The 24,771-nt window shown below is 64.7% G+C and carries 24 protein-coding genes; 15 read left to right on the forward strand and 9 right to left on the reverse strand.

Annotation, left to right across the window (positions count from 1 at the left end):
* The first annotated feature begins 230 nt into the window (after positions 1 to 230).
* On the forward strand, positions 231 to 896 hold the full coding sequence (locus tag B0G69_RS28385; RefSeq protein WP_121323098.1) for a gamma-glutamylcyclotransferase: 666 nt from the start codon (positions 231 to 233) through the stop codon (positions 894 to 896).
* 4 nt (positions 897 to 900) lie between these two features.
* Here the strand turns inward: B0G69_RS28385 and B0G69_RS28390 are convergent, their stop codons facing one another.
* Entirely contained in the window at positions 901 to 1,626 is a 726-nt protein-coding gene (locus B0G69_RS28390) for a J domain-containing protein (protein WP_121323932.1), read from the reverse strand.
* A gap of 418 nt (positions 1,627 to 2,044) precedes the next feature.
* On the opposite strand from B0G69_RS28390, the gene B0G69_RS28395 reads away from it, so the two are divergent.
* The 5 genes from B0G69_RS28395 to B0G69_RS28415 all read left to right on the forward strand — a co-directional run bounded on the left by B0G69_RS28395 (position 2,045) and on the right by B0G69_RS28415 (position 6,422).
* Positions 2,045 to 2,704: an NAD(P)H-dependent oxidoreductase gene (locus B0G69_RS28395; protein ID WP_121323100.1), complete on the forward strand. Its 660-nt coding sequence runs from the start codon at positions 2,045 to 2,047 to the stop codon at positions 2,702 to 2,704.
* Between the two features lie 342 nt (positions 2,705 to 3,046).
* A complete protein-coding gene (locus B0G69_RS28400) occupies positions 3,047 to 3,262 on the forward strand; it encodes a transcriptional regulator (protein WP_121323102.1) in 216 nt (71 codons plus the stop codon).
* A gap of 420 nt (positions 3,263 to 3,682) precedes the next feature.
* Positions 3,683 to 5,137, forward strand: coding sequence for an indoleacetamide hydrolase (gene iaaH / locus B0G69_RS28405; RefSeq protein WP_121323104.1), 1,455 nt, complete (start codon positions 3,683 to 3,685; stop codon positions 5,135 to 5,137).
* 86 nt (positions 5,138 to 5,223) lie between these two features.
* Complete coding sequence (locus B0G69_RS28410; RefSeq protein WP_121323106.1) at positions 5,224 to 6,024, forward strand: CDP-diacylglycerol diphosphatase; 801 nt, start codon at positions 5,224 to 5,226, stop codon at positions 6,022 to 6,024.
* Between the two features lie 44 nt (positions 6,025 to 6,068).
* Complete coding sequence (locus B0G69_RS28415) at positions 6,069 to 6,422, forward strand: fatty acid desaturase (protein ID WP_121323108.1); 354 nt, start codon at positions 6,069 to 6,071, stop codon at positions 6,420 to 6,422.
* A gap of 73 nt (positions 6,423 to 6,495) precedes the next feature.
* Here B0G69_RS28415 and B0G69_RS28420 read toward each other — a convergent pair whose 3' ends face one another.
* Positions 6,496 to 6,687 carry a hypothetical protein gene (locus tag B0G69_RS28420; RefSeq protein WP_121323110.1) on the reverse strand — a complete coding sequence of 64 codons (192 nt, stop codon included), beginning with the start codon at positions 6,685 to 6,687 and terminating at the stop codon, positions 6,496 to 6,498.
* 257 nt (positions 6,688 to 6,944) lie between these two features.
* Between B0G69_RS28420 and B0G69_RS28425 the strand changes: the two genes are divergently transcribed.
* Both B0G69_RS28425 and B0G69_RS28430 read left to right on the forward strand, forming a co-directional pair.
* On the forward strand, positions 6,945 to 7,223 hold the full coding sequence (locus B0G69_RS28425; protein WP_121323111.1) for a DUF1488 family protein: 279 nt from the start codon (positions 6,945 to 6,947) through the stop codon (positions 7,221 to 7,223).
* Positions 7,224 to 7,241: 18 nt separating this feature from the next.
* Complete coding sequence (locus tag B0G69_RS28430; protein ID WP_121323113.1) at positions 7,242 to 8,033, forward strand: PhnD/SsuA/transferrin family substrate-binding protein; 792 nt, start codon at positions 7,242 to 7,244, stop codon at positions 8,031 to 8,033.
* A 9-nt stretch (positions 8,034 to 8,042) separates the two neighbouring features.
* Here the strand turns inward: B0G69_RS28430 and B0G69_RS28435 are convergent, their stop codons facing one another.
* The 4 genes from B0G69_RS28435 to B0G69_RS28450 all read right to left on the reverse strand — a co-directional run bounded on the left by B0G69_RS28435 (position 8,043) and on the right by B0G69_RS28450 (position 13,934).
* Positions 8,043 to 10,109, reverse strand: a complete 2,067-nt coding sequence (locus B0G69_RS28435) for an acetyl/propionyl/methylcrotonyl-CoA carboxylase subunit alpha (RefSeq protein ID WP_121323115.1) — start codon at positions 10,107 to 10,109, stop codon at positions 8,043 to 8,045.
* Between the two features lie 90 nt (positions 10,110 to 10,199).
* Positions 10,200 to 10,985 carry an enoyl-CoA hydratase/isomerase family protein gene (locus B0G69_RS28440; protein WP_121323117.1) on the reverse strand — a complete coding sequence of 262 codons (786 nt, stop codon included), beginning with the start codon at positions 10,983 to 10,985 and terminating at the stop codon, positions 10,200 to 10,202.
* A gap of 31 nt (positions 10,986 to 11,016) precedes the next feature.
* The gene (locus B0G69_RS28445; protein ID WP_121323119.1) at positions 11,017 to 12,624 is read right to left on the reverse strand and encodes a carboxyl transferase domain-containing protein; all 1,608 of its coding nucleotides are present in this window, start codon (positions 12,622 to 12,624) and stop codon (positions 11,017 to 11,019) included.
* Between the two features lie 128 nt (positions 12,625 to 12,752).
* Entirely contained in the window at positions 12,753 to 13,934 is a 1,182-nt protein-coding gene (locus B0G69_RS28450) for an isovaleryl-CoA dehydrogenase (protein WP_121323121.1), read from the reverse strand.
* A 308-nt stretch (positions 13,935 to 14,242) separates the two neighbouring features.
* Here B0G69_RS28450 and B0G69_RS28455 point away from each other — a divergent pair, with 308 nt between their 5' ends.
* From B0G69_RS28455 to B0G69_RS28465, 3 genes are all read left to right on the forward strand, one after another.
* Entirely contained in the window at positions 14,243 to 14,989 is a 747-nt protein-coding gene (locus B0G69_RS28455) for a TetR/AcrR family transcriptional regulator (RefSeq protein WP_121323123.1), read from the forward strand.
* A 111-nt stretch (positions 14,990 to 15,100) separates the two neighbouring features.
* The gene (locus B0G69_RS28460) at positions 15,101 to 15,940 is read left to right on the forward strand and encodes a DUF72 domain-containing protein (RefSeq protein ID WP_121323125.1); all 840 of its coding nucleotides are present in this window, start codon (positions 15,101 to 15,103) and stop codon (positions 15,938 to 15,940) included.
* 172 nt (positions 15,941 to 16,112) lie between these two features.
* Complete coding sequence (locus B0G69_RS28465) at positions 16,113 to 17,234, forward strand: 3-deoxy-7-phosphoheptulonate synthase (protein WP_121323127.1); 1,122 nt, start codon at positions 16,113 to 16,115, stop codon at positions 17,232 to 17,234.
* Positions 17,235 to 17,427: 193 nt separating this feature from the next.
* On the opposite strand, the gene B0G69_RS28470 is transcribed toward B0G69_RS28465, so the two are convergent.
* Positions 17,428 to 17,706, reverse strand: a complete 279-nt coding sequence (locus B0G69_RS28470) for an HU family DNA-binding protein (protein ID WP_042324988.1) — start codon at positions 17,704 to 17,706, stop codon at positions 17,428 to 17,430.
* A gap of 349 nt (positions 17,707 to 18,055) precedes the next feature.
* Here B0G69_RS28470 and B0G69_RS28475 point away from each other — a divergent pair, with 349 nt between their 5' ends.
* Together B0G69_RS28475 and B0G69_RS28480 are read left to right on the forward strand one after the other, a co-directional pair.
* Entirely contained in the window at positions 18,056 to 18,439 is a 384-nt protein-coding gene (locus tag B0G69_RS28475) for a hypothetical protein (protein WP_121323130.1), read from the forward strand.
* A gap of 185 nt (positions 18,440 to 18,624) precedes the next feature.
* Positions 18,625 to 20,598 carry an EAL domain-containing protein gene (locus B0G69_RS28480; protein ID WP_121323132.1) on the forward strand — a complete coding sequence of 658 codons (1,974 nt, stop codon included), beginning with the start codon at positions 18,625 to 18,627 and terminating at the stop codon, positions 20,596 to 20,598.
* A gap of 66 nt (positions 20,599 to 20,664) precedes the next feature.
* Here B0G69_RS28480 and B0G69_RS28485 read toward each other — a convergent pair whose 3' ends face one another.
* Complete coding sequence (locus B0G69_RS28485; RefSeq protein ID WP_121323134.1) at positions 20,665 to 21,393, reverse strand: DUF899 family protein; 729 nt, start codon at positions 21,391 to 21,393, stop codon at positions 20,665 to 20,667.
* Between the two features lie 267 nt (positions 21,394 to 21,660).
* On the opposite strand from B0G69_RS28485, the gene B0G69_RS28490 reads away from it, so the two are divergent.
* Both B0G69_RS28490 and B0G69_RS28495 read left to right on the forward strand, forming a co-directional pair.
* On the forward strand, positions 21,661 to 22,599 hold the full coding sequence (locus tag B0G69_RS28490; RefSeq protein WP_121323136.1) for a LysR substrate-binding domain-containing protein: 939 nt from the start codon (positions 21,661 to 21,663) through the stop codon (positions 22,597 to 22,599).
* A 114-nt stretch (positions 22,600 to 22,713) separates the two neighbouring features.
* The gene (locus B0G69_RS28495) at positions 22,714 to 23,964 is read left to right on the forward strand and encodes an MFS transporter (protein ID WP_121323138.1); all 1,251 of its coding nucleotides are present in this window, start codon (positions 22,714 to 22,716) and stop codon (positions 23,962 to 23,964) included.
* A 54-nt stretch (positions 23,965 to 24,018) separates the two neighbouring features.
* Here the strand turns inward: B0G69_RS28495 and B0G69_RS28500 are convergent, their stop codons facing one another.
* A complete protein-coding gene (locus B0G69_RS28500; protein ID WP_121323140.1) occupies positions 24,019 to 24,624 on the reverse strand; it encodes a peroxidase-related enzyme in 606 nt (201 codons plus the stop codon).
* Positions 24,625 to 24,771: the final 147 nt, after the last annotated feature.

Genomic DNA, 24,771 nt, shown 5'->3' on the forward strand with positions numbered 1-24,771 from the left:
GCGTGTCGTGACTGAGCGGCCTGGAACGCGGCAATCGCGCGGGTGACGACCTCATCGACGGGCAAGGCATAGTGGCAACGCGCCCACCGATTAGCCACGTTCGCGCGACGCAGTATTTCCCGCAGACGAATTTATTCGGCCGCGCCCGGCGTTCATACTTCAGGTTGATTGCTGCAGCGGCGCGCGAGGTCCACCGACACCTGCGCGTCTCACCGTCACGGAACCCACGGATGCTGAACCGACACGCCATTCGCTCCGGCGCATACCTCGAAAGTTTTGATTCGCTGCCGAGCGAGATGCTCTGGACCCAAGCGCGGATCGACGCTTCGCTCGTGCAGACTTTGCGGCAGCGTCCGAATGCAGACGACGTGTGGGTGTTCGCGTACGGCTCGCTGATGTGGAATCCGATCTCCGACTTCGACAGCCGCCGTATCGCGACGCTGCATGGCTGGCATCGCAGCTTCTGTATCCGGATGATCGCCGGGCGCGGCACGCCGGAGCAGCCGGGACGCATGCTCTCGCTCGAAGCGGGCGGCAGCACGCAAGGCCTTGCATTGCGCCTTCCCGGCGCGACGCTCGAAGAAGAACTGCGGATACTCTGGATTCGCGAGATGGTGACGGGCGCTTATCGTCCGACGTGGGCTGCGCTCACGCTCGACGACGGCACGCAACTATCCGCGATTGCCTTCGTGGCCGAGCCCGATGGGTCGCAATACGAAAGCGATGCGCGAGTGTCGGCCATCGCGCCGTCGATGGCGGTGGCCACGGGTCTGTTCGGCACGAACGCCGAGTACGTGTTCAAGCTGCAAAGCGCGTTGGCGCAATGCAGCCTGAACGATCCTTATATCGACGAACTCGCGTCCGAGCTGACACGCATTGGCAGCCGGCCCACGTGAACCCTCAGAAGCGCAAGCCGTTCAGAAATTGAAGCCACAGACCGCCCAGGGCGCCGGCGGGATGCGCGTCGGTGGCGGGTTCTTCGCGCTTCGCGTTGCTGGCGTGGCTGGCGTGGCTGGCGCGTTTGCCGGGTATGTCGCGCGCGGCGGCGTCCTTCCCGGCAGCGGCGCCGGTGTGAACCGATGCGGTCGTTTCGGCCGCTTGTTCCGTATCGCCCGCATGGCTTGCCTCGCTTGCTGCGGCGGCCATGTCGGCGCTCGCGGCCTTCGCGGCTTCACGGCGCGACGCCTGCAACGCCGCCACGCTGTCCGCGATCTGCGCGGCCCGCTTCGGTTCGCATTGCCGCCCGAGCAGCACACCGAACAGCACGTCGCGATTATGTCCTTCGTCGGCGAAACGGATGGCGACTGAGACCATCTCCGCGTACGCCGCTTCGTCTGCCGCGCGCGCCGCCGCCTCGCGCTTGGCCTGCGCCTGCTGCTGGCGCGCGCGCTGCGCTTCCCAGCCGCGCATCTGCTCCGCGTAGACCGCGTCATACACCTTGCGCTGCGCGGCGTCGGAGAGAATCGCGTAGGCGTCCTTGATCTCCTGGAACGTGGCGCGCGCCACTTCCTCGGCGCCGCTATTGCGATCCGGATGCCACTTCATCGCGGCTTTCCGGTAGGCGCGCTTGATTTCGTCATCAGTGGCGTGCACGTGCACGCCGAGCGTGTCATAAAGGGTTGTCATTGCTTGCTCGACCTCGCCTGGAATCATCGCGGCCCATCGTAGCATGCGAAAAACGCCGCTATCGTGACGCGGCCCGTGCCCGAGCGGCCGCCGCGGCACGAAAAAAAGGCCTCGCCACTGTCGTGGCAAGGCCGAGTCCCATGTCAAGGAGTGTCATGGAGGAGACGATTCGATCGTAGCCGTGCGTCGCCGTGCCCTCAAACAACGGTTCGCCATATGCTTATCTGCCGTGGCCTCACGTGCTTTGCGGCGCGCCGCCGGACCGTGCGGTTATATCGTTAGAACAAAAAGTCGCTTAGCCTCGCGTCCCGCGGTCATTAAGATGACACGTCAAAGTCCGGTTCGCCCCGGCCCGTCTGCGCGCAGCCCAGCGTTAGCGCGCCGGCGTGTCGCGAACCGCTACCGAAGGAGCATTTCGTTGACCCGATTCGATCATCATCGCCGGCCGCTCGTCATCGGCATTGGCGGCACCACACGCGCCGCATCGTCGACTGAACGCGCACTCGGCTTCGCCTTGCGCGGCGCCGAAGCCGCGGGCGCGAACACTCGCCTGTTCGGCGGCACGTTCCTCCATAGCCTGCCCCACTACGCGCCGGAACAGCCGAACCGCACCGCCGAACAACTCGAACTGATCGAAGCCGTGCGCCACGCGGACGCGCTGATCATCGCAACGCCCGGCTATCACGGCGGCGTGTCGGGTCTTGTGAAGAACGCGCTCGACACGCTCGAAGAGTTGCGCGCTGACGAGCGCCCGTATCTGGACGGCCGCGCGGTCGGCTGCATCGTCACCGCGTATGGCTGGCAGGCCGCCGGTTCGGTGCTGACTTCGCTGCGCTCGATCGTCCATGCGTTGCGCGGCTGGCCCACCCCATTCGGCGCGGGCATCAACACCCTGGAAACGCGCTTCGATTCCGTCGACACCTGCTCCGATGCGAAGGTCGTCGATCAGCTCGCCACGGTCGGCCAGCAGGCCGCGCAATTCGCGCTGGCGTTCAATGCGCATCGCGCAACGGGCGTGCTGCCGTCCGCCAGCACGCTCAACGAAGCGTCGCCCGCGCGCCTGCTGCACGCGGTCTGATTCTTCCGCTTCTCTGTCCGACCATTCTTCCCCACCATGCCCGTGGCGCCGCGCTCGCGGCCCACGGCATCGGCGTTTTCGCGAACCGTGCGGCACATAACAGACGCTTTCGCCGCCACGCTGATAGTGTGTCCGGACACAGCGATACGATCCGATCCGGGCTCCTGAAGACCGCTCCCGAACCCCGCTGATTTGCAAACGACGAAAGATTGGTTCACCCGCTGTGCAGCGCGCCCTACGCTTGACCCTGTTCGCCCATTCATTGGAGTCGTGGCGAGACGGGTTACGTCCTACGCGCTGGCTTCCTTGCAACACATGCGGGCACACTGACAAGTCGATACCATGAATTCACATATCCGCTACAAGGGTTACGAGGTCGCTCCGGCCGCACAGCTTCTGCCCAACGGGATGTTCGCCGCCAACCTGACCATCGAAAAAACCTCTGCGAACAACGGGAAAGCGTATTCGTTCGATGCGCTCGATTACTTCTTTGACGAGGAACATGCGCTCGCTTACGCGTTCCGATGGGGACGTATGTGGATCGATAACCATCAATGACGAGAGGACACGCCGGTCGGCGCACTTAACGGGATCGACGCGGCCGTAGCGGTCGCGCCGCGATCCTGACGGCAACGAGCGTCGGTGGCGTAGCCGGCTGGCGCCCGCTTTGCTGCGGTCCCCGGCATCGTCTGTCAAACGGTTGTGCCAGAATAGGCGGCACCACGAGTCCGCCTTGCGCACGCCTGCCATGCCTGATCCATCGATCGATGTTGTCGAAAACTCGCGCGAATGCCTGAGGGCATCGCGCACGCGCGACGCGCGGCCTGCGGGTTTGCTCTGCGGCGCTGCCTGCGCAGCCGGCCGTACCGCCCTCCCTTCCCGATGATTCCACACTGATCGCGAACCCGGCTTTGCGCTCGCTCGCTTCGCATCGCGTTTTCGCACCCGCAACGCACACGACGACAAGGAGACGCGGCCATGACATGGACCGTCGATGAACAACTCGCGCTGACCGCCACGCAGGCGGTCGCCGCGATCCAGTCCGGGCGCCTCAGGTCCACCGACTACGTCGCCACGCTGCTCGCGCGCGCGGCCTCGCTCTCCAGCCTGAACGCGCTCACCACGCTCGATCTCGACGGCGCGCTCGCCGCCGCGCAGCGCATCGACGCATTGCCGGCCGCCGCCAGAGCGCAATTGCTGCTCGCGGGCCTGCCCATCGTCGTCAAGGACAACATCAATACGGCGGGCTTGCAGACTTCGGCGGGCACGCCCGCGCTCGCAGGCTTCATTCCGAAGGCCAATGCACCGTCCGTGCAACGGCTCGTGGATGCGGGCGCGATCGTACTCGGCAAGGCCAACATGCATGAACTGGCGTTCGGCATCACGAGCACGAATTTCGCCGCGCATGCGGGACCGGTGCGCAATCCCTACGATCCCTCGCTGATTCCGGGCGGCTCGTCGGGCGGCACTGCCGTTGCGATCGCCGCGCGCATCGCGCCCGCAGGTCTGGGCACCGACACCGGCGGCTCGACCCGCATTCCCGCTGCATTGACCGGCACCGCCGGGTTTCGTCCGTCGGTCGGCAACGGCGGCGCCGAGCGGCGCTATCACGATCCCAACGCCGTCGTGCCGATCAGCCACACGCGCGACACCGTTGGACCGATGGCGCGCACCGTCGCAGACATCGCGCTGCTCGACGGCGTGATCACCGGCGCGGGCGCGCTGCCGGCGCTCACGCTGAGCGGGCTGCGCATCGGTCTGCCCGCGCCGCTATGGGAGGCGCTCGAACGACACGTGGAAGACGTGGCGCGCGCCGCGTTGAGCCGGCTCGAAACGGCGGGCGTCGTGTTCGTGCCGGTCGCGATGGACGAGTTGGAGCACCTGAACGGCATGGTCGGCGTCCCGATTGCGATCCACGAAGCGCGCGACGACGTGCGCGCGTGGCTCGTCGCCAACGACGCGCCGGTGAGCACCGTCGCCGAGCTGGCCGCGCGCATCGCGAGTCCGGACGTGCGCGCCATCTACGACAGCGTGCTCGCCGATGCGCTCGGCGGCCACTACGCGGCGGCGCTGAATCAGTGGCGGCCGCGCTTGCAGCAGTACATGGCCGCGACGTTCGCCGGCGAGCGCCTCGACGCGTTGCTGTTTCCGACCACGCGTCTCGCCGCAGTGCCGATCGACGACCTGAGCGGTTCGTCGAGTGTGTCGATCGACGGTGGGCCGTCGATCGATACGATGGAGGCGTTTCTGCGCAATACCGATCCGGCCAGCACGTCGGGCATTCCAGGCCTCTCGCTGCCCGCGGGGATGACCGCGAGCGGCCTGCCGGTCGGCCTCGAACTGGACGGGCCGCTCGGTGCCGACCGGCGCCTGCTTGCGATCGGCGTCGCGTTCGAGCAGGTGCTCGGTGCGGTGCCGGCGCCCGTGCTTTGATGTTGCCCTTTGCCCGTTGCCCGTTGCCCTTTGCCCTTTGCTCTTTGCGACAGCCAACTCTTCCGACAACACCAACCCAAGTGCCGATGCCAACACCGACACCCAGCCCTTCACCCACCTGCCCTCAGCGAACCCGTTTGCGCCATGCCGCGAGACTGGCCGCGGCATTCGCCATCACCCTCACCGTCACCGCATGCGCGCGCCTTGCCACCGTCGATTCGAACGCGTTGTGGAAAATCGTCGACGTACGCTGCGTGCCGTCGCAGCAGGCCACCGGCACGCCGGGCCAATGCACGCGCGTCGATCTCGAGAAACGCTATGTGATCCTGAAGGATATTGTCGGGCGCTCGCAGTATCTGCTGATTCCGACCGATCGCATCACCGGAATCGAAAGTCCGCTGATACTGGCGCCGCACGCGCAGGATTACTGGGTCGATGCGTGGGGTTCGCGGCATGATGTCGAGCAGTCGGTCAAGCGTACGCTGCCGGACAATCTGCTCGGACTCGAGATCAACTCCCCATATCGCCGCTCGCAAAACCAGCTGCATATCCATATCGACTGCATGCGGCGCGACGTCAGCCTTGCGCTCGGGCGTCACGCGAAGGACGCGCCCGGCCAGTGGCATTGGGATACGATCGACGGCCGGCGTTACCGGATCATGCGCGTGACTTCGTTGAGTCAAGCCGGCAATCCTTTCCGCATTGTCGCGCGGGACAATCAGGATGGCGAAGCCATGGCGACGCAAACCATCCTCGTGACAGGCGCGGGGCCGTCAGCGGACACCGATGGATGGCTGATCCTGAACAGCGGCATCGACGTCGACGACGGCAGCGGCTCGGCCGAAGGTCTGATGGATCACGCGTGCCGCGTCGCGGATGCGCCGTGAAGGCCTGAGAACACGCCGCCGCAAGGGCTCGCCGCCTATGCACGATTGGGCAGATACTTTGCTCGATAGCATGGTGCTGGCGGCTGCTGTTCCTGAACAACAACTATCACGCGGTGCATCACGATCTGCCACACCTGCCGTGGTTCGCGCTGAAAAAGATCTACGAAGCGCGGCGCGACGCTTACCTCGATCGCAACGGCGGCTTTCTGGTAAGCGGCTATAAGGAATGGCTGGCGCGCTACGCATGTGCGCCGGTCGCTCACGCGGTGCACCCGGCAAGCTACCCCTTACCCGACGACACCAGGCCCGATGCGTTGCCGTGGGTCAGGCGCTGGCGCCCCTTGCGACCATCAGCCATACCGGCCGATCTCCCGACCCGTGCGCAGTCGCAACGATAGATGCGTCTCACGCGGCTTCGCCGGCTCGCTCGATGCAACGGTCCGCTACGCACACGAAACCCCTCAGATGCGATCAACGGCAACCGATCGCACAACCAAGCGCCCCTAGCGCCCCGACAATGCCCACCCCGGCACCGAGCCCGAAGGTTTCGAGCGAAGTCGCGCAGCCCTGCAGACCACATGCGCAAACCAGCGTCGCGGCGAATAACCACCGCCGGACCCGCTTGCGCATCAGCACCGTGCCGTATCGACTAACGTAATTCATCCTGTCCCCCTCCGTACCGACTGTCCCGAGCAAACGCGAAGTCGCCGCATCGAGTGTAGGCAGCGCATGCGCGCGAACAACGGATGAATACCGGCCAGAACCAGGTAGGCGCTTACAAAAGCTTGCAGCATGTAGTCAATTTCCGCCCGAGTCAGGCCTCGGAATACCCGCCATTTCGCCGCAAATGCCGGTTCTCCCACATACTCAAAACCTACGGCTTGTCATCCTGTTGACTCGGGCGTCGGAGGGAGATCGTCATGTCGGTTTATGTCGATGAAGGGTTTAGGCCCTGTGTGACGGAATGCGCGACAGTCGCGTTCCGGGTGTGCTGCGACGATCGTGCGCAGATTTTCGAAGTCAGCGCCGAAGCGCTCGTCACGTTCTGCGGGGCGGCGAGCAAGCGCAAGGAGGACCTGCTCGTCGCGTTCGAGGACGCGCAACTGGAGATCCTCTCGGTCGCCGCGCAGAAGTGGACCGTCAGACCGACCGAGCCAGTGCGGCTCGGACTCGACGAATTCCGAATGGTCAGACATTAGCCGTGTCAGAATCGCATCATGACCTGGATCGCCGCCCTGCCCATGTATAACGTCACGCCCGCCCTCGACTTCGAGTGGCGAGCGTGGCTTGTCGACGTGCTGCGCCGGGTCAAGCCGGCGTGCCGCATCGTCGAGCCGGACGAAGAATTGCACGGCTTCTGGCGGCGTCCCAACCTGCTGCTCTCACAAACCTGCGGCTATCCGCTGATGCACGGCCTGCACGAACAGGTTCGCCTGATCGCGACGCCGCGCTTCGACGCGCCGGGCTGCGAGGAGGCGCGCTACGCGAGCGTGCTGGTGACGCGAGCCGACGCGCAGTTCGATACGCTCGCGGCTTGCCGGGGGGCGCGCGCCGCCTACAACCAGGACGATTCGAATAGCGGCATGAATGTGTTTCGGCATGCGGTCGCGCCGCTCGCGCGCGCCGGCATGTTCTTCAGCACGGTGCTGCGCACGGGCTCCCATCTCGGTTCGCTGCGCGCCATCGCAGACGATCGCGCGGATGTCGCCGCGGTCGATTGCGTGACCTTCGCGTTCGTCAACGACGTGATGCCGGAGTTGGCGCGGCGGGTTCGCGCGATCGGCATGACGGCGGCGTCGCCGGGTTTGCCGCTGATCGCGTCCGGCACGGTGCCGCCGGCCACCATCGAAGCGCTGCGCGAAGCGTTGAACGAAACCCTCGAAGTGCGCCCCGAACGCGCAAAACGCCTGCGTTTGCAGGGCTTTTCCGTACTACCGCTGACGGACTACGAACGGATCGGGCAACTCGAAAACGAAGCGCGCGCCGCCGGCTATGCGCGCCTCGCCTGAGCCGCAAAACTACTGCACGTCCAGCACGAGAAGCTGTGCGCCGTCGGCCACCTGATCGCCGACCGCGTAGAGCACTTCGGTCACCGTACCGGCCGCCGGCGCGCCGATCGTGTGCTCCATTTTCATCGCTTCCATCACGAGCAGCGGCGCGCCCTTCTCGACCACGGCGCCCGGTTCGACCAGCACCGCGATCACCTTGCCTGGCATCGGCGCGGTCAGGCGGCCCTCGCCGCCTTCCGCGTCGGCGGCATGCGCGAGCAGGTTCTGCCACTCGAACGCGAGCGCCTCACCGAGACAGAACACATGGAATGTATCGCCGTCGATGAACACGCGTCCCGTCACCCGCGCATCGCCGAGGGTTGCGCGGAATACGTGCTCGCCCGCCCCGCTCGACCACGAAAAGTCTTCGCGCACGCCGTCGTGTTCGAGCGTCTGCGTGCCGCCATCGCGGCCGAACGAGACCGTGAACGCGTGTTCATTGTCGCCGTGACCGATCTCGCGCCAGCCGAGCGTCTGCGTATAGCCGCCGTTCAGTCGCCAGTGCGATAACGCATCCCACGGCGACGCGCCGTGCGCCGTTCCGCCCTCGCGCGTGAGCAGCGCGGCGCAGGCGAGCGCGAGCGCTTCCTTGAAGGGCTTCCTGTGCGGAGCAAACAGCGCGTCGTGGTGACGCTCGATCAATCCCGTGTCGAGATCGGCGGTGGAAAACGGCTCGCTCGCGACGATGCGTTGCAGGAACTCGACGTTGGTATGCGGGCCAACCACCTCGCACGCATGCAATGCGCGGCTCAGGCGCGCGAGCGCTTCTTCGCGCGTGGCGCCGTGGACGATCAGCTTGGCGATCATCGGGTCGTAGAACGGCGTGATGGTGTCGCCCTCGCGCACGCCGCTGTCGATCCGCACCGGCGCCTTGCGGCCCGCTGCGCCGGGTAAGGCCGCGCCTGTAGCGGCAGTGCCTCCGCCGGCTGCATCGATCGCGAACTCCACGCCTTCGGGCATGCGCAGATGCTTGAGCTTGCCCGTCGACGGAAGAAAGCCGCGCGCCGGATGCTCCGCATAAATGCGCGCCTCGATCGCGTGACCATCCAGCTTCAGCTGCTGCTGCGTGAGCGGCAGCGGTTCGTCGGCGGCGACGCGCAGTTGCCATTCCACGAGATCCTGCCCCGTCACCATCTCCGTGACCGGATGCTCGACCTGCAAACGCGTGTTCATTTCCATGAAATAGAAATCGCCGCTGCCGGTCATGATGAACTCGACCGTGCCCGCGCCGACGTAATTCACCGCGCGCGCGGCGGCCACCGCGGCCTCGCCCATTTCGCGCTTGATTTCAGCGCTGAGCCCGGGCGCCGGCGCTTCCTCCAGCACTTTCTGATGACGCCGCTGCACCGAGCAATCGCGATCGAACAGATACACCGCGCCGCCGTGACGGTCCGCGAACACCTGCACTTCAACGTGACGCGGCCGCGTCAAATACTTTTCGATCAGCACACGGTCGTTGCCGAAACTGCTCGCGGCCTCGCGCTTGCACGAGGCCAGCGCCGCCGCGAAATCCTCGCTGCGCTCGACCACGCGCATGCCCTTGCCGCCGCCGCCCGCACTCGCTTTGAGCAGCACCGGATAGCCGATCGCATCCGCTTCGCGATGCAGCAACTCCGGGTCCTGATCGTCACCGTGATAGCCGGGCACGAGCGGCACCAAGGCGGCGTGCATCAGCGCTTTCGCTGCGGCCTTCGAACCCATCGCGGCGATGGCCGAAACCGGCGGTCCGATGAAGACGATGCCGGCCGCCTCGCACGCGTGCGCGAAATCTTCGTTCTCCGACAGAAACCCGTAGCCCGGATGCACCGCCTGCGCGCCGGTGGCCCGTGCCGCTTCGATGATGCGCGCGACCCGCAGATAACTTTCCGCCGCCGTCGAGCCGCCGATGTGCACCGCCTCGTCGCACGCGGCCACGTGTTTCGCGTCGGCGTCCGCGTCGGAATAGACGGCCACGCTCGCGATGCCGAGCCGCTTGCAGGTCGCGGCTACGCGGCAGGCAATCTCGCCACGGTTGGCAATCAGGATCTTGTTGAACATGAATGTCTCGATGAAATGGGCCGTTCGGCGCTGTTGTTCTGATCGGGTTGAGGCGCGCCTACGCGCCCCGGCAATGGGCATGCTCGCGCGTCAGCCGCGCCAGCCCGGCGTGCGCTTTTCGAGGAACGACGCGACGCCTTCGCGACCTTCCGCGCCGGCGCGCGTACGCGCGATACGCGCCGCCGTGTCTTCGATCATCGCATCGTTCAACTCGTGGCCCGCAATGTCCTGCACGAGCTGCTTGCAGGCGCGCACCGCTTGCGGCCCATTCGCGCAGAGCGTGTCGGCGATCTGCACAACGGCGGCGTCGAGCTGCCCGGCTTCGACCGCTTCGCTGACGAAGCCGAGGCGCAACGCCGTCGCGCAATCGAAGGCCTCGGCGGTGACGAAATAGCGGCGCGAGGCCTGCTCGCCCAACGCGCGGATCACGTACGGCGCGATGGTCGCGGGAATCAGACCGAGCCGCGCTTCCGACAGGCAAAAGCGCGCGCTCTGCACCGCCACCACGATATCGCACGCGGCGATCAGGCCCATGCCGCCCGCGTATGCGTCGCCGTTCACGCGCGCGATGACCGGCTTGTTGCAGCGATACACCGACGCCAACATGTTCGCGAGCAGCATCGCATCGGCGCGGTTCTCGTCGTCCGAGTAACCGGCCATCTTCTTCATCCAGTTCAGGTCGGCGCCTGCGCAGAACGCCTTGCCGTTCGCGGCGAGCACTACCGCGCGCACGTCGTCGCGCGTGTTCAATGCCGCGAAGGCCGAGGTCACTTCGGCGATCATCGTCTCGTTGAACGCGTTGCGCACGTCCGGGCGATTCAACGTGACCGTGGCGACCTGTCCGGCCAATTGCACATTCAGTGTTTCGTATTGCATCGTCGCAGCTCCTGCGCTTCGTCGCGCATCGTCACATTCTGAACACGCCGAAACGCGTGTCTTCGATCGGCGCGTTCATCGCGGCCGACAAGCCGAGGCCGAGCACGTCGCGCGTTTGCGCCGGGTCGATCACGCCGTCGTCCCATAGGCGCGCGCTCGCGTAATACGGATGGCCCTGATGTTCGTACTGGTCGCGAATCGGCTGCTTGAACGCTTCTTCCTCTTCGGCACTCCACGCGCCGCCCTTGCCTTCGATGCCGTCGCGCTTGACGGTGGCCAGCACCGACGCCGCCTGCTCGCCGCCCATCACCGAGATGCGCGCGTTCGGCCACATCCACAGGAACCGCGGCGAATACGCGCGCCCGCACATGCCGTAGTTGCCCGCGCCGAACGAGCCGCCGATGATCACCGTGAACTTAGGCACCCTGGCAGTCGCGACCGCCGTCACCATCTTCGCCCCGTTACGCGCAATGCCCTCGTTTTCGTACTTGCGGCCCACCATGAAGCCGGTGATGTTCTGCAGGAACACCAGCGGAATCTTGCGCTGGCAGCATAGCTCGATGAAATGCGCGCCCTTTAACGCCGACTCCGAAAACAGAATGCCGTTGTTCGCGATGATGCCGACCGGATGCCCCCAGATATGCGCGAAGCCGGTGACGAGCGTGGTGCCGTAGCGTGCCTTGAACTCGTCGAACGCGGAGTCGTCGACGATGCGCGCGATCACCTCGCGGATATCGAAGGGCTTACGCGTATCGACGGGAATCACGCCGTACATGCTCTTCACGTCGTAGCGCGGCGGCTTCGGTTCCTGCAACGCGAGCGGCGTGGGTTTCGTGCGATTCAGATTGCCGACGATACTGCGCGCAATCCCTAGCGCGTGCGCGTCGTTTTGCGCGAGATGATCGACCACGCCCGACAAACGCGTATGCACATCGCCGCCGCCGAGATCTTCCGCGCTGACCACTTCGCCCGTCGCCGCTTTCACGAGCGGCGGCCCGCCGAGAAAAATGGTGCCCTGATTCTTCACGATGATCGACTCGTCGCTCATCGCCGGCACATACGCGCCGCCCGCCGTGCACGAGCCCATCACGACGGCGATCTGCGCAATGCCCGCCGCCGACAGATTTGCCTGGTTGTAGAAGATGCGGCCGAAGTGATCGCGATCGGGGAACACGTCGTCCTGATTCGGCAGATTCGCGCCGCCCGAGTCGACCAGATACACGCAGGGCAAATGATTTTCCGCGGCGATTTCCTGAGCCCGTACGTGCTTCTTCACGGTGACGGGATAATAGGTGCCGCCCTTGACCGTCGCGTCGTTGCAGACGATCACGCACTCCTGCCCCGCGATTCTGCCGATGCCGGTAATCACGCCCGCGCCGGGCGCGTCGTTGTGATACATGTTGTACGCGGCGAGTTGCGAGAACTCGAGAAACGGCGTGCCGGGGTCGAGGAGCTTCTCGATGCGATCACGCGGCAGCAGTTTGCCGCGCCCCGTATGTTTGTCGCGTGCGGCCTGGCCGCCGCCTAGCGCGAGCTTGGCGACCTTCGCGCGCAGATCGGCGACCAGCGCTTCGAGCGCCGCCGCATTGGCGCGAAAGTCGTCCGAGCGCGGATTCAGCCTGGATTCGATGATCGGCATGAAGTGTCTTCTCCTTTTTGCCGCTTTTTATAGAGGTCGGGCGTTCGGCGCGCCGCGTCGAGGCGCGCCGTCGTGTGAGGCAGGTGCGCCGCGTGATTCTCCGCGTGACGCAGCGCCATCACCGCACGTCAGACCGTTTCGGCAAACAGCTCGCGGCCGATCAACATGCGGCGGATCTCGCTCGTGCCCGCGCCGATTTCGTAGAGCTTCGCATCGCGCCACAAGCGCCCGACCGGATACTCGTTGATATAGCCATTGCCGCCGAGAATCTGGATCGCCTCGCCAGCCATCCACGTGGCCTTTTCCGCGGTATAGAGAATCACGCCGGCGCAGTCCTTGCGCACCTGGCGCACGTGCTCGTTGCCGAGCGTGTCGAGTTGACGGCCCACCGCGTACAGATAAGCGCGGCACGCCTGCAGCGTGGTGTAGAGATCGGCCACCTTGCCCTGAATCAGCTGGAACTCGCCGATCGACTGGCCGAACTGCTTGCGGTCGTGGATATACGGCACCACCGCGTCCATCACCGCGACCATGATGCCGGTCGGGCCGCCCGCGAGCACCGCGCGCTCGTAATCGAGGCCGCTCATCAGTACCTTCGCGCCGCCGTTCAGCTGGCCGAGAATGTTTTCTTCCGGCACCTCGACGTTCTCGAACACCAGCTCACCGGTGTGCGAGCCGCGCATGCCGAGCTTGTCGAGCTTCTGCGCCACCGAAAAGCCCTTCATGCCCTTCTCGACGATAAACGCGGTAATGCCGCGCGAATTCGCTTCGGGATCGGTCTTCGCATAGACCACCAACGTGTCGCAATCCGGGCCGTTGGTGATCCACATCTTCGTGCCGTTGAGCACGTAGCGGTCGCCCTTCTTCTCAGCGCGCAGCTTCATGCTGACCACGTCCGAGCCCGCGTTCGGCTCGCTCATCGCGAGTGCGCCGACATGCTCGCCAGAGACCAGCTTGGGCAGGTATTTCTGCTTTTGCGCGTCGGTGCCGTTGCGGTGAATCTGGTTCACGCACAGATTCGAATGCGCGCCATACGAGAGGCCGACCGAAGCCGACGCACGCGAAATCTCCTCCATCGCGATCATGTGCGCGGTGTAGCCCATGTTCGCGCCGCCGTATTCCTCCGAAACCGTCATGCCGAGCACGCCGAGATCGCCGAACTTGCGCCACAGGTCCATTGGGAATTGATCCGTGCGATCGATTTCCGCGGCGCGCGGGGCGATTTCCTTGGCGGCGAATCCCGCGATGCTGTCGCGCAGCATTTCGATTTCTTCGCCGAGCGGGAATTGCAAACCGGGCAGGTTGTGCATTGCTGTGTCTCCAGAGTTCGTTGACGACCGGTCTGCCTCATGGGGCGCCGGCAGGTCCGGGCGCGGGTCGGGCGCAGCCTGGCGACGTTCGCGGTCTGCCGGACCGCTGCCATGCTGCGCGAGGCGCGCTAGCTTCAACGCGCATTTCACGCCAGATTGACGTAAGCGTCAATAGGTATTTTTGAGTGTTACTCAGAAAATGGCCCAAGGGGCTCCGCATGCCATCTTCCGTGATAGGATCGCCGTCATCAGGCGCCAGACGCCTGTCCTTCGGCTCAATCCGAGCCGCAAATCTGAACCTGACTCATATGACGGTTGCCGTGAAGGCCGAACTACCCGTGTCGCGCCGCCAGCCGGCCGGACGCAAATCGCAACAACGCGTGAAGGAGATTCTTCAGGCGGGGCGCGACGTGTTCTCCGAAAAAGGCTACGAGCGCGCGACGACCGCGGAGATCGCGCAGCGTCTCGGCATTTCAGAGGCGACCGTGTTCAGCTATTTCCGTGGCAAGCGCGAGCTGTGCGCGCGCGTAATCGGCGACTGGTACGACGAGATCATCGAGGCCATCGAGTCCGACTTGCCGCGCGACGGCAACGTACGCCAGCAATTCGCTTTCATCGTGCGCACGCATTTGCGACTGATGCTGGTGAACGGCACCGATCTGTGCGCGTTGGTGCTGTCCGAGGGCCGCGCGCGTCATCACGAGTTGAGCGAGGCGCTGACCGAACTGCAGCGCCGCTACACCGCGCCGTTGATGCGCGTGCTGGCGCAAGGCCAGGAGAGCGGGCAGATTCGCGCCGACATGCCGCTGCGTCTATTACGCTCGATGGTGTTCGGGCCGATGGAGCACGTGCTGTGGGACGCCACGCTGACGAACCGGCAGATCGATATCGACGCGACCGCGGATCAACTGATCGACGTGCTGTGGAGCGCGCTCACGCCGCCGGACCTGGCCGTGAGTGCATTGCAGCAGTTCAGGATGGAAGTGGCGGAGGCGAACCGGCGCTTCGAAGCAGCAGCTGCGCGGCGTTCGCCAACTACACCGCGTGACGCATAGCGCGCGGTCAATGCGCCGTTTCTCTGCGAAGGCGATTCTCCACGTCTGTGCGGCGGGCAAAAAGAAGCTTAATCTACTGCTTCCCCGGCCGTGTCCAGAAGGAGATTCCAGGTGGCTGAAGCAACAAGCGTAACGAGCACCAAGCGCGCGAAATCCACGAAAACCGCGAACATTCGCATCGGCATCGGCGGCTGGACCTATGCGCCGTGGCGCGGCCCGTTTTACCCGGACGATCTCACGCAAGCCCGCGAACTCGAATACGCGAGCCGCAATCTCACGTCGATAGAAATCAACGGCACGTTTTACGGCTTGCAGAAGCCGGCGAGCTATGAGAAGTGGTATCAGGAGACACCGGACGATTTCGTCTTTTCGCTAAAAGCGCCGCGCTACGCAACCAACAGAAAAGTGCTGGCGGAAGCAGGCGAAACGATCGAACGCTTCTTCGCGAGTGGCGTGCTGCTGCTCCAACAGAAGCTCGGTCCGATCAATTGGCAATTCGCGCCGACCAAGAAATTCGATCACGAAGACTTCGAAGCGTTTCTGAAACTGCTGCCCGCCAGTATCGAAGGCCAGAAGCTCAGGCACGCGATCGAAGTGCGCAACGACACGTTCAAGTCGCCGGAATTCATCGCGCTCGCGAGAAAGTATAAGGTTGCGGTCGTGCTCGCCGGCGACAGCGATTACCCGCAAATCGCCGACCTCACCGCGCCGTTCGTGTACGTCCGCATCATGGGCACGACCGACAAGCAGGCCAAGGGCTACTCGGCGAAAGCACTCGACGCATGGGCCGAGCGCGCACGCCAGCTTGCCGCCGGCACCACGCCGGCGGACCTGGAGACCTGCGCCGAGCCGCCGGCCAAAGCGGCCGCACGCGATGTCTACCTGTACGTGATCAGCGGCTTCAAGGAGCGCAATCCGGCCGCCGCGATGGCGTTGATCGGCAAACTCTGATCCGCCGCAGTCCTCGCTGCGGCAAGCGGGTGTCATAATCGCGCCAGCGGATCGACGCAAACTCGATAAAAACAACATAATCCCAGCGCAGAGTCCACGCGAAACCGGCGTGCAGGCACGCGCACATTCAGGCGGCCACGCCGCCTCATCATCCAGGCCCCGGGAGAATATTTTGAGCGCCATCGACAATCCTTTGCACGATCAGGAAGTCGGCTCGGCCGACGCCACCCAGGACACTACGCGCATCGACGACGTCCGGATCGGCGCGGTACGTCCGTTGATTTCCCCTGCGCTGCTGCAAGACGAACTGCCCGTGCCGCCAGCGGTGCAGACGCTCGTCGAAAAAACGCGCGCGGAAATCGCCGACATTCTGCATGGCCGCGACGACCGGCTCGTGCTGATCGTCGGCCCCTGCTCGATTCACGACCACGACCAGGCGATCGAATACGCCCGCAAGCTCAAGGCCGCGGCCGACACCTACAAGAACGATCTGCTGATCGTGATGCGCGTCTACTTCGAGAAGCCGCGCACTACGGTCGGCTGGAAAGGCTATATCAACGACCCGCGTCTGGACGGCAGCTTCCGCATCAACGAAGGCCTGCGCCTCGCGCGGCAACTGCTGCTCGACATCAACGGCCTGGGCCTCGCCACCGCCACCGAATTTCTCGACCTGCTCAGCCCGCAATACATCGCCGATCTGATCGCGTGGGGCGCCATCGGCGCGCGCACGACGGAGAGCCAGAGTCATCGGCAACTGGCCTCGGGGTTGAGCTGCCCGATCGGCTTCAAGAACGGCACCGACGGCGGCGTGCAGATCGCCGCGGACGCGATCGTCGCGGCGCGTGCGAGCCACGCGTTCATGGGCATGACGAAAATGGGCATGGCCGCGATCTTCGAAACGCGCGGCAACGACGACGCGCACGTGATCCTGCGCGGCGGCAAGAAAGGACCGAACTACGACAGCGCGTCGGTGGAGGCGACCTGCGCGGCGCTCAAGTCAGCGGGTCTGCGCGAACAGGTGATGATCGATTGTTCGCATGCGAACTCGGGCAAATCGCATTTGCGCCAACTGGACGTGGTGCAGGATCTGGCGCAGCAACTCACGCAGCGCGAGCGCCGCATTATCGGCGTCATGCTGGAGAGTCATCTGGACGAAGGCCGTCAGGATCTGAAGGCCGGTGTGCCGCTGCGTTACGGCGTATCGATTACGGATGCCTGCGTGAGCTGGGCGCAAACCGAGCCGGCGCTCGACACCCTCGCCGACGCCACCCGCAAGCGTCGTGCGGCGGGTTGAGCCGCAGGTCGAACGAGGCGCGTCGCAAGTCGCAATTCATCGCGACTCAGGCACACGCGCCGCACCAGCCACCGACCGGTCCAGCTCGACGGGGTTGGGCAGCGCGTGATTCATCACGCCCGATACATGGCTCGCCGCACGCGTCACAGCATGGCAGCGCGCACGCGGATGCTCCGGCGTGAAGCGCGTTGCATTACGACGCGTTGACGGCTTCCTTGAACGCCTTGCCGGCGGTGAACTTCACCGTCTTGGCTGCCGCGATCTGGATCTCGGCACCCGTCGACGGATTGCGGCCCACGCGTGCTGCGCGCGCGCCGGTCGAGAAAGAACCGAAACCGACCAGTTGCACCGTATCGCCGCTGACAACCGCTTTGGTCACCGCTTCGACGATTGCGTCGATGGTTTGGCCGGTGGCCGCTTTGCTTTCGCCCGTCGCTGCGGCGACTGCATCAATCAGTTCCTGTTTGTTCATAGCACTTCCCGTATGGTAATCATGGAACCGGCGCCACATCTGTCGCGCCGGGACCGACACACTAACGCATAGGCGCGCATTCGCGCAAACCTTCGTGTAAGGCTTGTATCACCCGCCCAGAGCCAATTTGACGATTTTTCGTCGCAAAGTGCCATAAGAATCGCGCGCTTACGCGCTTCCGGCGCTTTGCGCGCATCGGCAGCGCATCACAATCCGTTGCAATTTCAGTACTTTAGCGGCCCCAAAACGGCTGCGAGCACGCATTTTGGCTGTGTTAGGGTGGATCGCAGAAATTCGGCGTGGGGCGCTCGACGCCCCGAGCGATTTAAGAATTCGGGAGGAAATAAAAATGAAGTTTCGCCATATTGCAACAGGCTTGCTGGTTGCCACGCTGTCGTGCGCCGCCTCGGCGGCCGACGATAACGGCTGCGCCACGCTCGTCGGCGCAACCGGTTCGGCGACACCCGAAGGCTTCAAAATGCGGGACGGCGAACCCGTCGATCTGGTCAGCGGCGCGAAAACGGTCCACGGCAAGCTGCTGATCTTCGGCGACAGCGGCGCCTTTCGCGCATACTGGCAACCCGAGAAAAGCGCGGAAAAATACGTGCTGGCGAATGCGGGCGTGAATGCGGTGCGCCTCGTGTCGACCCCGCCGCAAGGCACGCCGGCCACCAATGGCGAACCCGGCACCGCCGTTCCCCCTCAACGTGTGCTGTCGTGCCCGATGCTATGAATCAGCAGAAACGCCAGGCACAGTACGCGGCGCGGCATAAATGACTCGCGCATCAAAGTCCTGCCAGGTCGGACTTACCGCTTGCTCGACGCCCCATTTATTTCCTTCCAATAGCCTATCAAGCTCGCCCCGGCATTGCCGATATACAAAGCTGCGTACGCGACGCAAACGTTAAAAGGAAGGGAATGGGTCGGCTAGCCAGATTAAGGGAAGCACGCTGGGTCACGGAACGCGACCCAGAGCTCGCGTGCTCGCAGCTTCAGGCGTTCAGCCGTCAGATTCCGCTTCTCTATTTCATCCTGCTCGTCAACACGATGGCCGTAGCGGTCACGCATTGGCAAAGTGCGCCGGCATGGTTGTCCATCTATCTGCCCGCCGTGCTGTGCACGTTGTGCATTGTCCGTTGCATACGCTGGTGGCACGTCCGGCACCGCGTGCTCACCGGCGACACGGCCGAGGCCGAACTGCGCCAAGTGACCTGGCTCGCCGGCCTGTTCGGCGTCGCGTTCAGCGCCTGGTCGCTTCTGCTGTTTCCCTACGGCACCGCGTTCGAGCAGGCGCAGGTCGCGTTCTATATGGCGACCACGCTGGTCGGCTGCGTGTTCTGCCTGATGCATCTGCGCACGGCCGCGCTGCTACTGCTTTCCATCGTCATCCTAAGCTTTTCCACCTTCCTCGTTTTCACGGGCTATCCGGTGTTCATCGCGATGGCGATCGATATGACGCTGGTGGGCGTCGCGCTCGCAGTCATCATCCAGCTCTATTACCGGACCTTCGCCGACGTCGTGCATGCACAGCGCGAACTGCAGGCGAGCCAGCAGAAAACACAGCGGCTCAGCGACGACAACTTCCGTCTCGCGAGCATCGACAGCCTGACCGACCTGCCCAACCGGCGCAGCTTCTTCGCGTCGTTGCGCGCGATGGCGGAACAATCACTCGCCACGGGCAGCGGCTTCAATGTCGGACTGATCGATCTGGACGGCTTCAAACAGGTCAACGACATCTACGGTCACGCGAGCGGCGACCTCGTGCTCCAGGAGGTCGGCTCGCGACTGCTCGCGCAAGCCGAGCCGGGCCTCTTCTTCGCGCGCCTCGGCGGCGATGAATTCGGCGTCCTCGCGCAGCAGAGGTTATCGGACGAAGCGCTCGTCGAGTTGGGCCAGCGCATCTGCGACGCGCTCAGCGCACCGTATCGCGTGGCAGGCAATATCGCCGAGCTGTCGGGGACGATCGGCTGGGCCGCGTTTCCCGAAGCCGGCACGACCGTCGCGCAGGTTTTCGAACGTGCCGACGCCGCGTTGTACTTCGGCAAGGAAAGCCGCCGCGGCAAGCCGGTGATTTTCTCGACGGAGCACGAAACGCGCATCCGCCGCTCGAGCCTCGTGACCCAGGAACTGCGCCATGCCGATCTCGAAGCGGAGCTGCTTCTGGAATTCCAGCCGATCTACGATCTGCTCACGCGGCGCCCCATCGGTCTGGAAGCGCTCGGGCGCTGGCACAACGCGCGCCTTGGCGCCATCAGGCCGGAAGAGTTCATTCGGATTGCCGAGCGCACCGAACTGATTCTGCACATTACCGAGGTGCTGCTGCACAAAGCACTCGACGAAGCTGCGCGCTGGCCGTGCGATCTGTTTCTCTCGTTCAATCTGTCCGCTGTGGACATCTCGACGTCGGCGCGCGCGCGGCGTCTGATCGATATCGTGGCGGCGAGCGGCGTGCCGCCGCAGCGCGTGTCGTTCGAAATCACGGAGACCGCCGTGACGCGCGATTTCGAGCAGGCGCGCAGCTCGCTCACGATGATCAAACAGGCCGGCTGCCGTGTCTCGCTCGACGACTTCGGCACCGGCTATTCGAGCCTGAGCTACGTGCATCGGCTGCCGTTCGATACGATCAAGATCGACCGCAGCTTCGTGACCGACGTGGACTCGAACAGCGCGTCGAAGAAGATCGTCAAGTCGGTGCTCGACCTGTGCCGCAACCTGGGGCTCGAATGCGTGGTGGAAGGACTCGAAACGGCGTCGCAAGCCGCGGTCGTCCAAGCGCTTGGCGCGCGCGCGGTGCAAGGCTATCTGTTCAGCCGGCCGATGCGCGCGTGCGCCGTTGCCGCATATCTGCAAGCCGCGCCGGGGCAGGCTTACGCGATGGACGCGCAGCGCTAGTCCGGCCGCGTCCAGACCCCGCGCAACGGCAGCAGGATGCAGCGTGATGACGCGGCCACCGCGCGCTTAGCGCGGCACGTTCGGATAGTCGAGCCTCGGATACCAGTCGGTGCCGCGTCCGCCAGGTGTCATGTCGAGCAGCGTCCACAGCGGCATCGGATCCGGTGCGCCGCGCGGGTCCTGGCCGGGATCCGCAGACGCCGGCCCCATCTCCTCGGCCCAGAAATGCCGCACGGTGCCGTTCGAACGCGTGAACACGTTCAATGCCGGGTTGTCGTCGCCGGCGGGATCTTCGGCCGCGTAATCGCGGTTGAAGGTGTTGCCGCCCGACGAATACAGCCGCAGATACCGCCAGCCCCGCTCCTTCTTGAACGCGACGAGCTTTTCGATTGGCGAGCGGCCGATCACTGCGAACGCCACGCGTTGCAGGATGTCGGGCATTTCGCCGTCGTAGGCGCTCAGCAGCGACGTGCACATCGGACAGGGCCGCGCGCGCTGCGGGCCGTACATCCAGTTGTAGGTGATCAGGGTGTCGTGCTCGCCGAACATCTCCGAGAGCGTCACCGGGCCCGCTTCGCCGTCGAAACGATAATCCTCGGGCACGACGCCGCCAGGCGGCAGCGCGCGGCGCTGCACCGCCACCCGTTCGATATGGCGGCGCAATTCGATCTCCTCGGCCAGCAAGTCGTTGCGTGCGCGGCGATAGTCGGCGCTCTCGCCGGGAAAACGCGGCGGCTGCCCGGCCAGTTGCCGCGCCGGCTTGAGTGTTTGCGCGGATGTGTCTACGTCAGTCATCAGCCATCTCCTTGTGCGGAAAAGGGATGGAGGGCGCTTATCGTCGCTCCTGTCGTCCTCCATATGGTCACGACGATCGGGGTCGTGGCAAATCGACATTCATGGCGAAAAAATCGTCCGAGGTGGGCGACGGCATCCGGCAACCCTGCCATTGCGGCCGCAATCGAAACCGCGCGGCAAGGTATGCTTTTGCGAAACAGCACGCGCGCGTGAAACGCGGCTGAAGCCAGAGCCACCGTCACCGCGTGCCGTCCTTGGGGATGCAACATGCCGCTTCGTCTGCCACCTCTGCCCGCGCTTCGCTTCTTCGAAGCGGCCGGCAGGCATCAGAGTTTCAAGCTCGCCGCCGCGGAACTGAACGTGACGCCGAGCGCGATCAGTCACGGCATCGTCGGGCTGGAGCAGGCGCTCGGCGTCGAGCTGTTCGTGCGCGAGCCGCGCGGCATTTCGCTGACGACGACCGGCGCCGATTACCTGTCCTACGTTGCCGAAGCGTTTTCGCTGATCGCCATTGGAACGCAACGCCTGCCGAACCATCGCGCGGACCGCCCGATCGCGTTGAGCTGCGCGCCGACTTTCGCGTCGCGCTGGCTGCTGCCGCGCCTCGCGGGTTTTCGCGAGCGTTGGACGAAGGTGAACGTGAGCGTCGACACGTCGCACCGCCAGGTCGGCTTTCCGGTCGACGGCTTCGATTTCGCGATTCGCCTGAGCCGGTCTCCGGTCGCGGGCGCCGCGTGGACGCGCCTGTTCGGCGAACGCTTCGTACCTGTGTGCAGCCCCGTTTATCTGGAGAGTCTGCGCGATGAGCACGGCAACATCAAGCTGGAACACGCGACGCTGATTCACGTGAACGCGGCGAGCGAAGACTGGCAGGCGTGGCTCGATGCGACTGGTGCCAACGGTATCGAGGCCACTGGAGGTTTGCGCGTCGACACGATCCAGCTCGCTTTCGAAGCGGCTGCCATGGGCCTCGGCGTCGCGCTCGGCAGAAGGCCGCTGGTCGATAACGATCTCGCGAGCGGCGCGCTCGTCGAAGCCTCCACCGACACGATCGATTCGGCTGGCGCCTACTGGCTCGTGAGCGCGGAAAACGCGGACCGCCGGCCGGAACTGTGCGACTTCAAACGCTGGCTCATCGGCGAGGCCGGGCAGTTCGACGCGCCCGCCGATGCCAACGGTCCGCGCTCGAGAACCGCGTCGAGCTGAAGCCGAATCGCACGTAACACCGCACGGGTGAGCCACGCTCACCTGTTGGCGAAATCTTTTCCTTTGCCGGTTCTGACGCCCGCTGCGACCATGGTGTCCAAGGAGATCAGAACCATGTCGAGCGCCAATAGCAAACGCTTCGCCCCCGTCTTCAACCCGACGATCCTCGTGATCCTCGCCGGCGCGCTGATCCTGAGCGCGGCGATGGGCATTCGGCAAACCTTCGGGCTTTTCATCGGCCCGTTCTCGTTCGACCGTGGCTTGCCGGTCACGCAGATCGCGTTCGCCATCGCGCTGCACAATCTCGTGTGGGGCTTCGCGCAACCGTTCGCGGGCGCCGCCGCCGACCGCTACGGCTCGGCGCCGATGGTCGCGTTCGGCGCGACGACGTTCGCGGCAGGCCTCGGGCTCGCGGCCGTAGCGCCGAACAGCGCGCTGTTGATCGTCGGCATGGGACTGCTGGTCGGCATCGGCGTGAGCTGCACGACGTTCGGGGTCGTGTTGCCGGCGGTCGGCCGCATTGCGACGCCGGAAAAGCGCAGCATGGCGATGGGGCTGGTGAGCGCAGGCGGCTCGGCGGGACAGGTGCTGATGATTCCGCTCGTGCAAGGCATCCGGCAAAGTTCGGGTGTCGCCACGTCGCTCTTCGTGCTGGCCTTCCTGATGCTGTTGATCGCCCCGCTCGGCATCCTGCTCGACCGGCGCGCGCGAGTCGGCACGCCGCGCCAGGAAGCGCCTGCCGCGCCGCTGCGCGAGGTGCTCGCGCTGGCGACCCGCCATCGCGGCTACCGGCTGCTGACCCTCGGCTTCTTTACGTGCGGTTTCCAGCTTGCGTTCATCGCGACGCATCTGCCCGAGTATCTCTCGCTCTGTCATACGCCGCTCGGGCTTGGCGCCACCGCGCTCGCATTGATCGGCCTGTTCAACATGGCGGGCAGTTGGGCGTGCGGCTGGCTCGGCGGCCGGTTCCGGCAGCATCATGTGCTCGGCTGGCTTTACCTGATTCGCAGCGTGACGATCGGCGCGTTCTTCGTGTTGCCGAAAAGCGCCGCGTCCGTGGTGATTTTCGCGGCCGTGATGGGTTTGACCTGGCTCGGCACCGTGCCGCTCACGAGCGGGCTGGTTGCGAAAGTGTTCGGCACGCGCCACCTCGGCAGCCTGTTCGGCGTGTGCTTCCTGAGCCATCAGATCGGCTCGTTTCTCGGCGCGTGGCTAGGCGGACTGGTGTTCGATCTGACGGGGTCGTATTCGCTGCTGTGGGAAGCGACGGTTGTCGCCGGGCTCGTCGCCGCGATGCTGCACTTTCCGATCGATGACACCACGGTGAACAAGCCCGCGCTTCGGCGCGAACCAGTGCGTGCGTGAGTGGGCTTGTTCAGCGGCTCGATTCGATAGGGATACCAGATCAAATCCGTGCGGCTATTTTTTCCGCTTCTCCGCAGCGTCTTTCGGCACGCGCCCCATCAGATAGAACTCATCGTTCGGGCGCATCGATATGACGTTGGCCATCCGGTTCGACAGACCGAAAAATGCGGTAATCGCCGCGATGTCCCAGATGTCTTCATCGTTAAAGCCGTGCTCGCGCAGCGTTTCGAAATCGGCGTCGCCGACTGCGCCGGATTCGCGGCACACCTTCAGCGCGAAGTCGAGCATCGCCTTCTGCCGCGCGGTGAGATCCGCTTTGCGATGATTGACGGCGACCTGATCGGCAAGCAACGGCGCCTTCTCGTAGATGCGCAAAATCGCGCCATGCGCGACCACACAATAGAGGCATTCGTTCACGGCGCTCGTGGCGACCACGATCATTTCGCGCTCGCCCTTGGTGAGGCCGCCGTCCTTCAGCATCAGCGCGTCGTGATAGGCAAAGAACGCGCGGAATTCGTCCGGGCGATGGGCGAGCGTCAAAAATACATTCGGCACGAAGCCGGCTTTCTCCTGCACTTCAAGGATGCGGGCGCGGACGTCGTCCGGCCATTCGCCCGGCTGCGGCACGGGGTAGCGGCTGATCGGTTGAGCTTTTGTCATGCGATGTCTCCGTTATATCTCAAGGTGCACGAAGACGATTGTAGCAATCGTCGACCCAACTGCTGCGCGCTCGACACAGTCTGATTTCGCCGCCCATATCGTCTAGACTTGCAGTCTCAGGGAACGTGAGCCGAACCGCGAGCAGCG

This window comes from Paraburkholderia sp. RAU2J (genome assembly GCF_003634845.1).
GTDB lineage: Bacteria > Pseudomonadota > Gammaproteobacteria > Burkholderiales > Burkholderiaceae > Paraburkholderia > Paraburkholderia fynbosensis.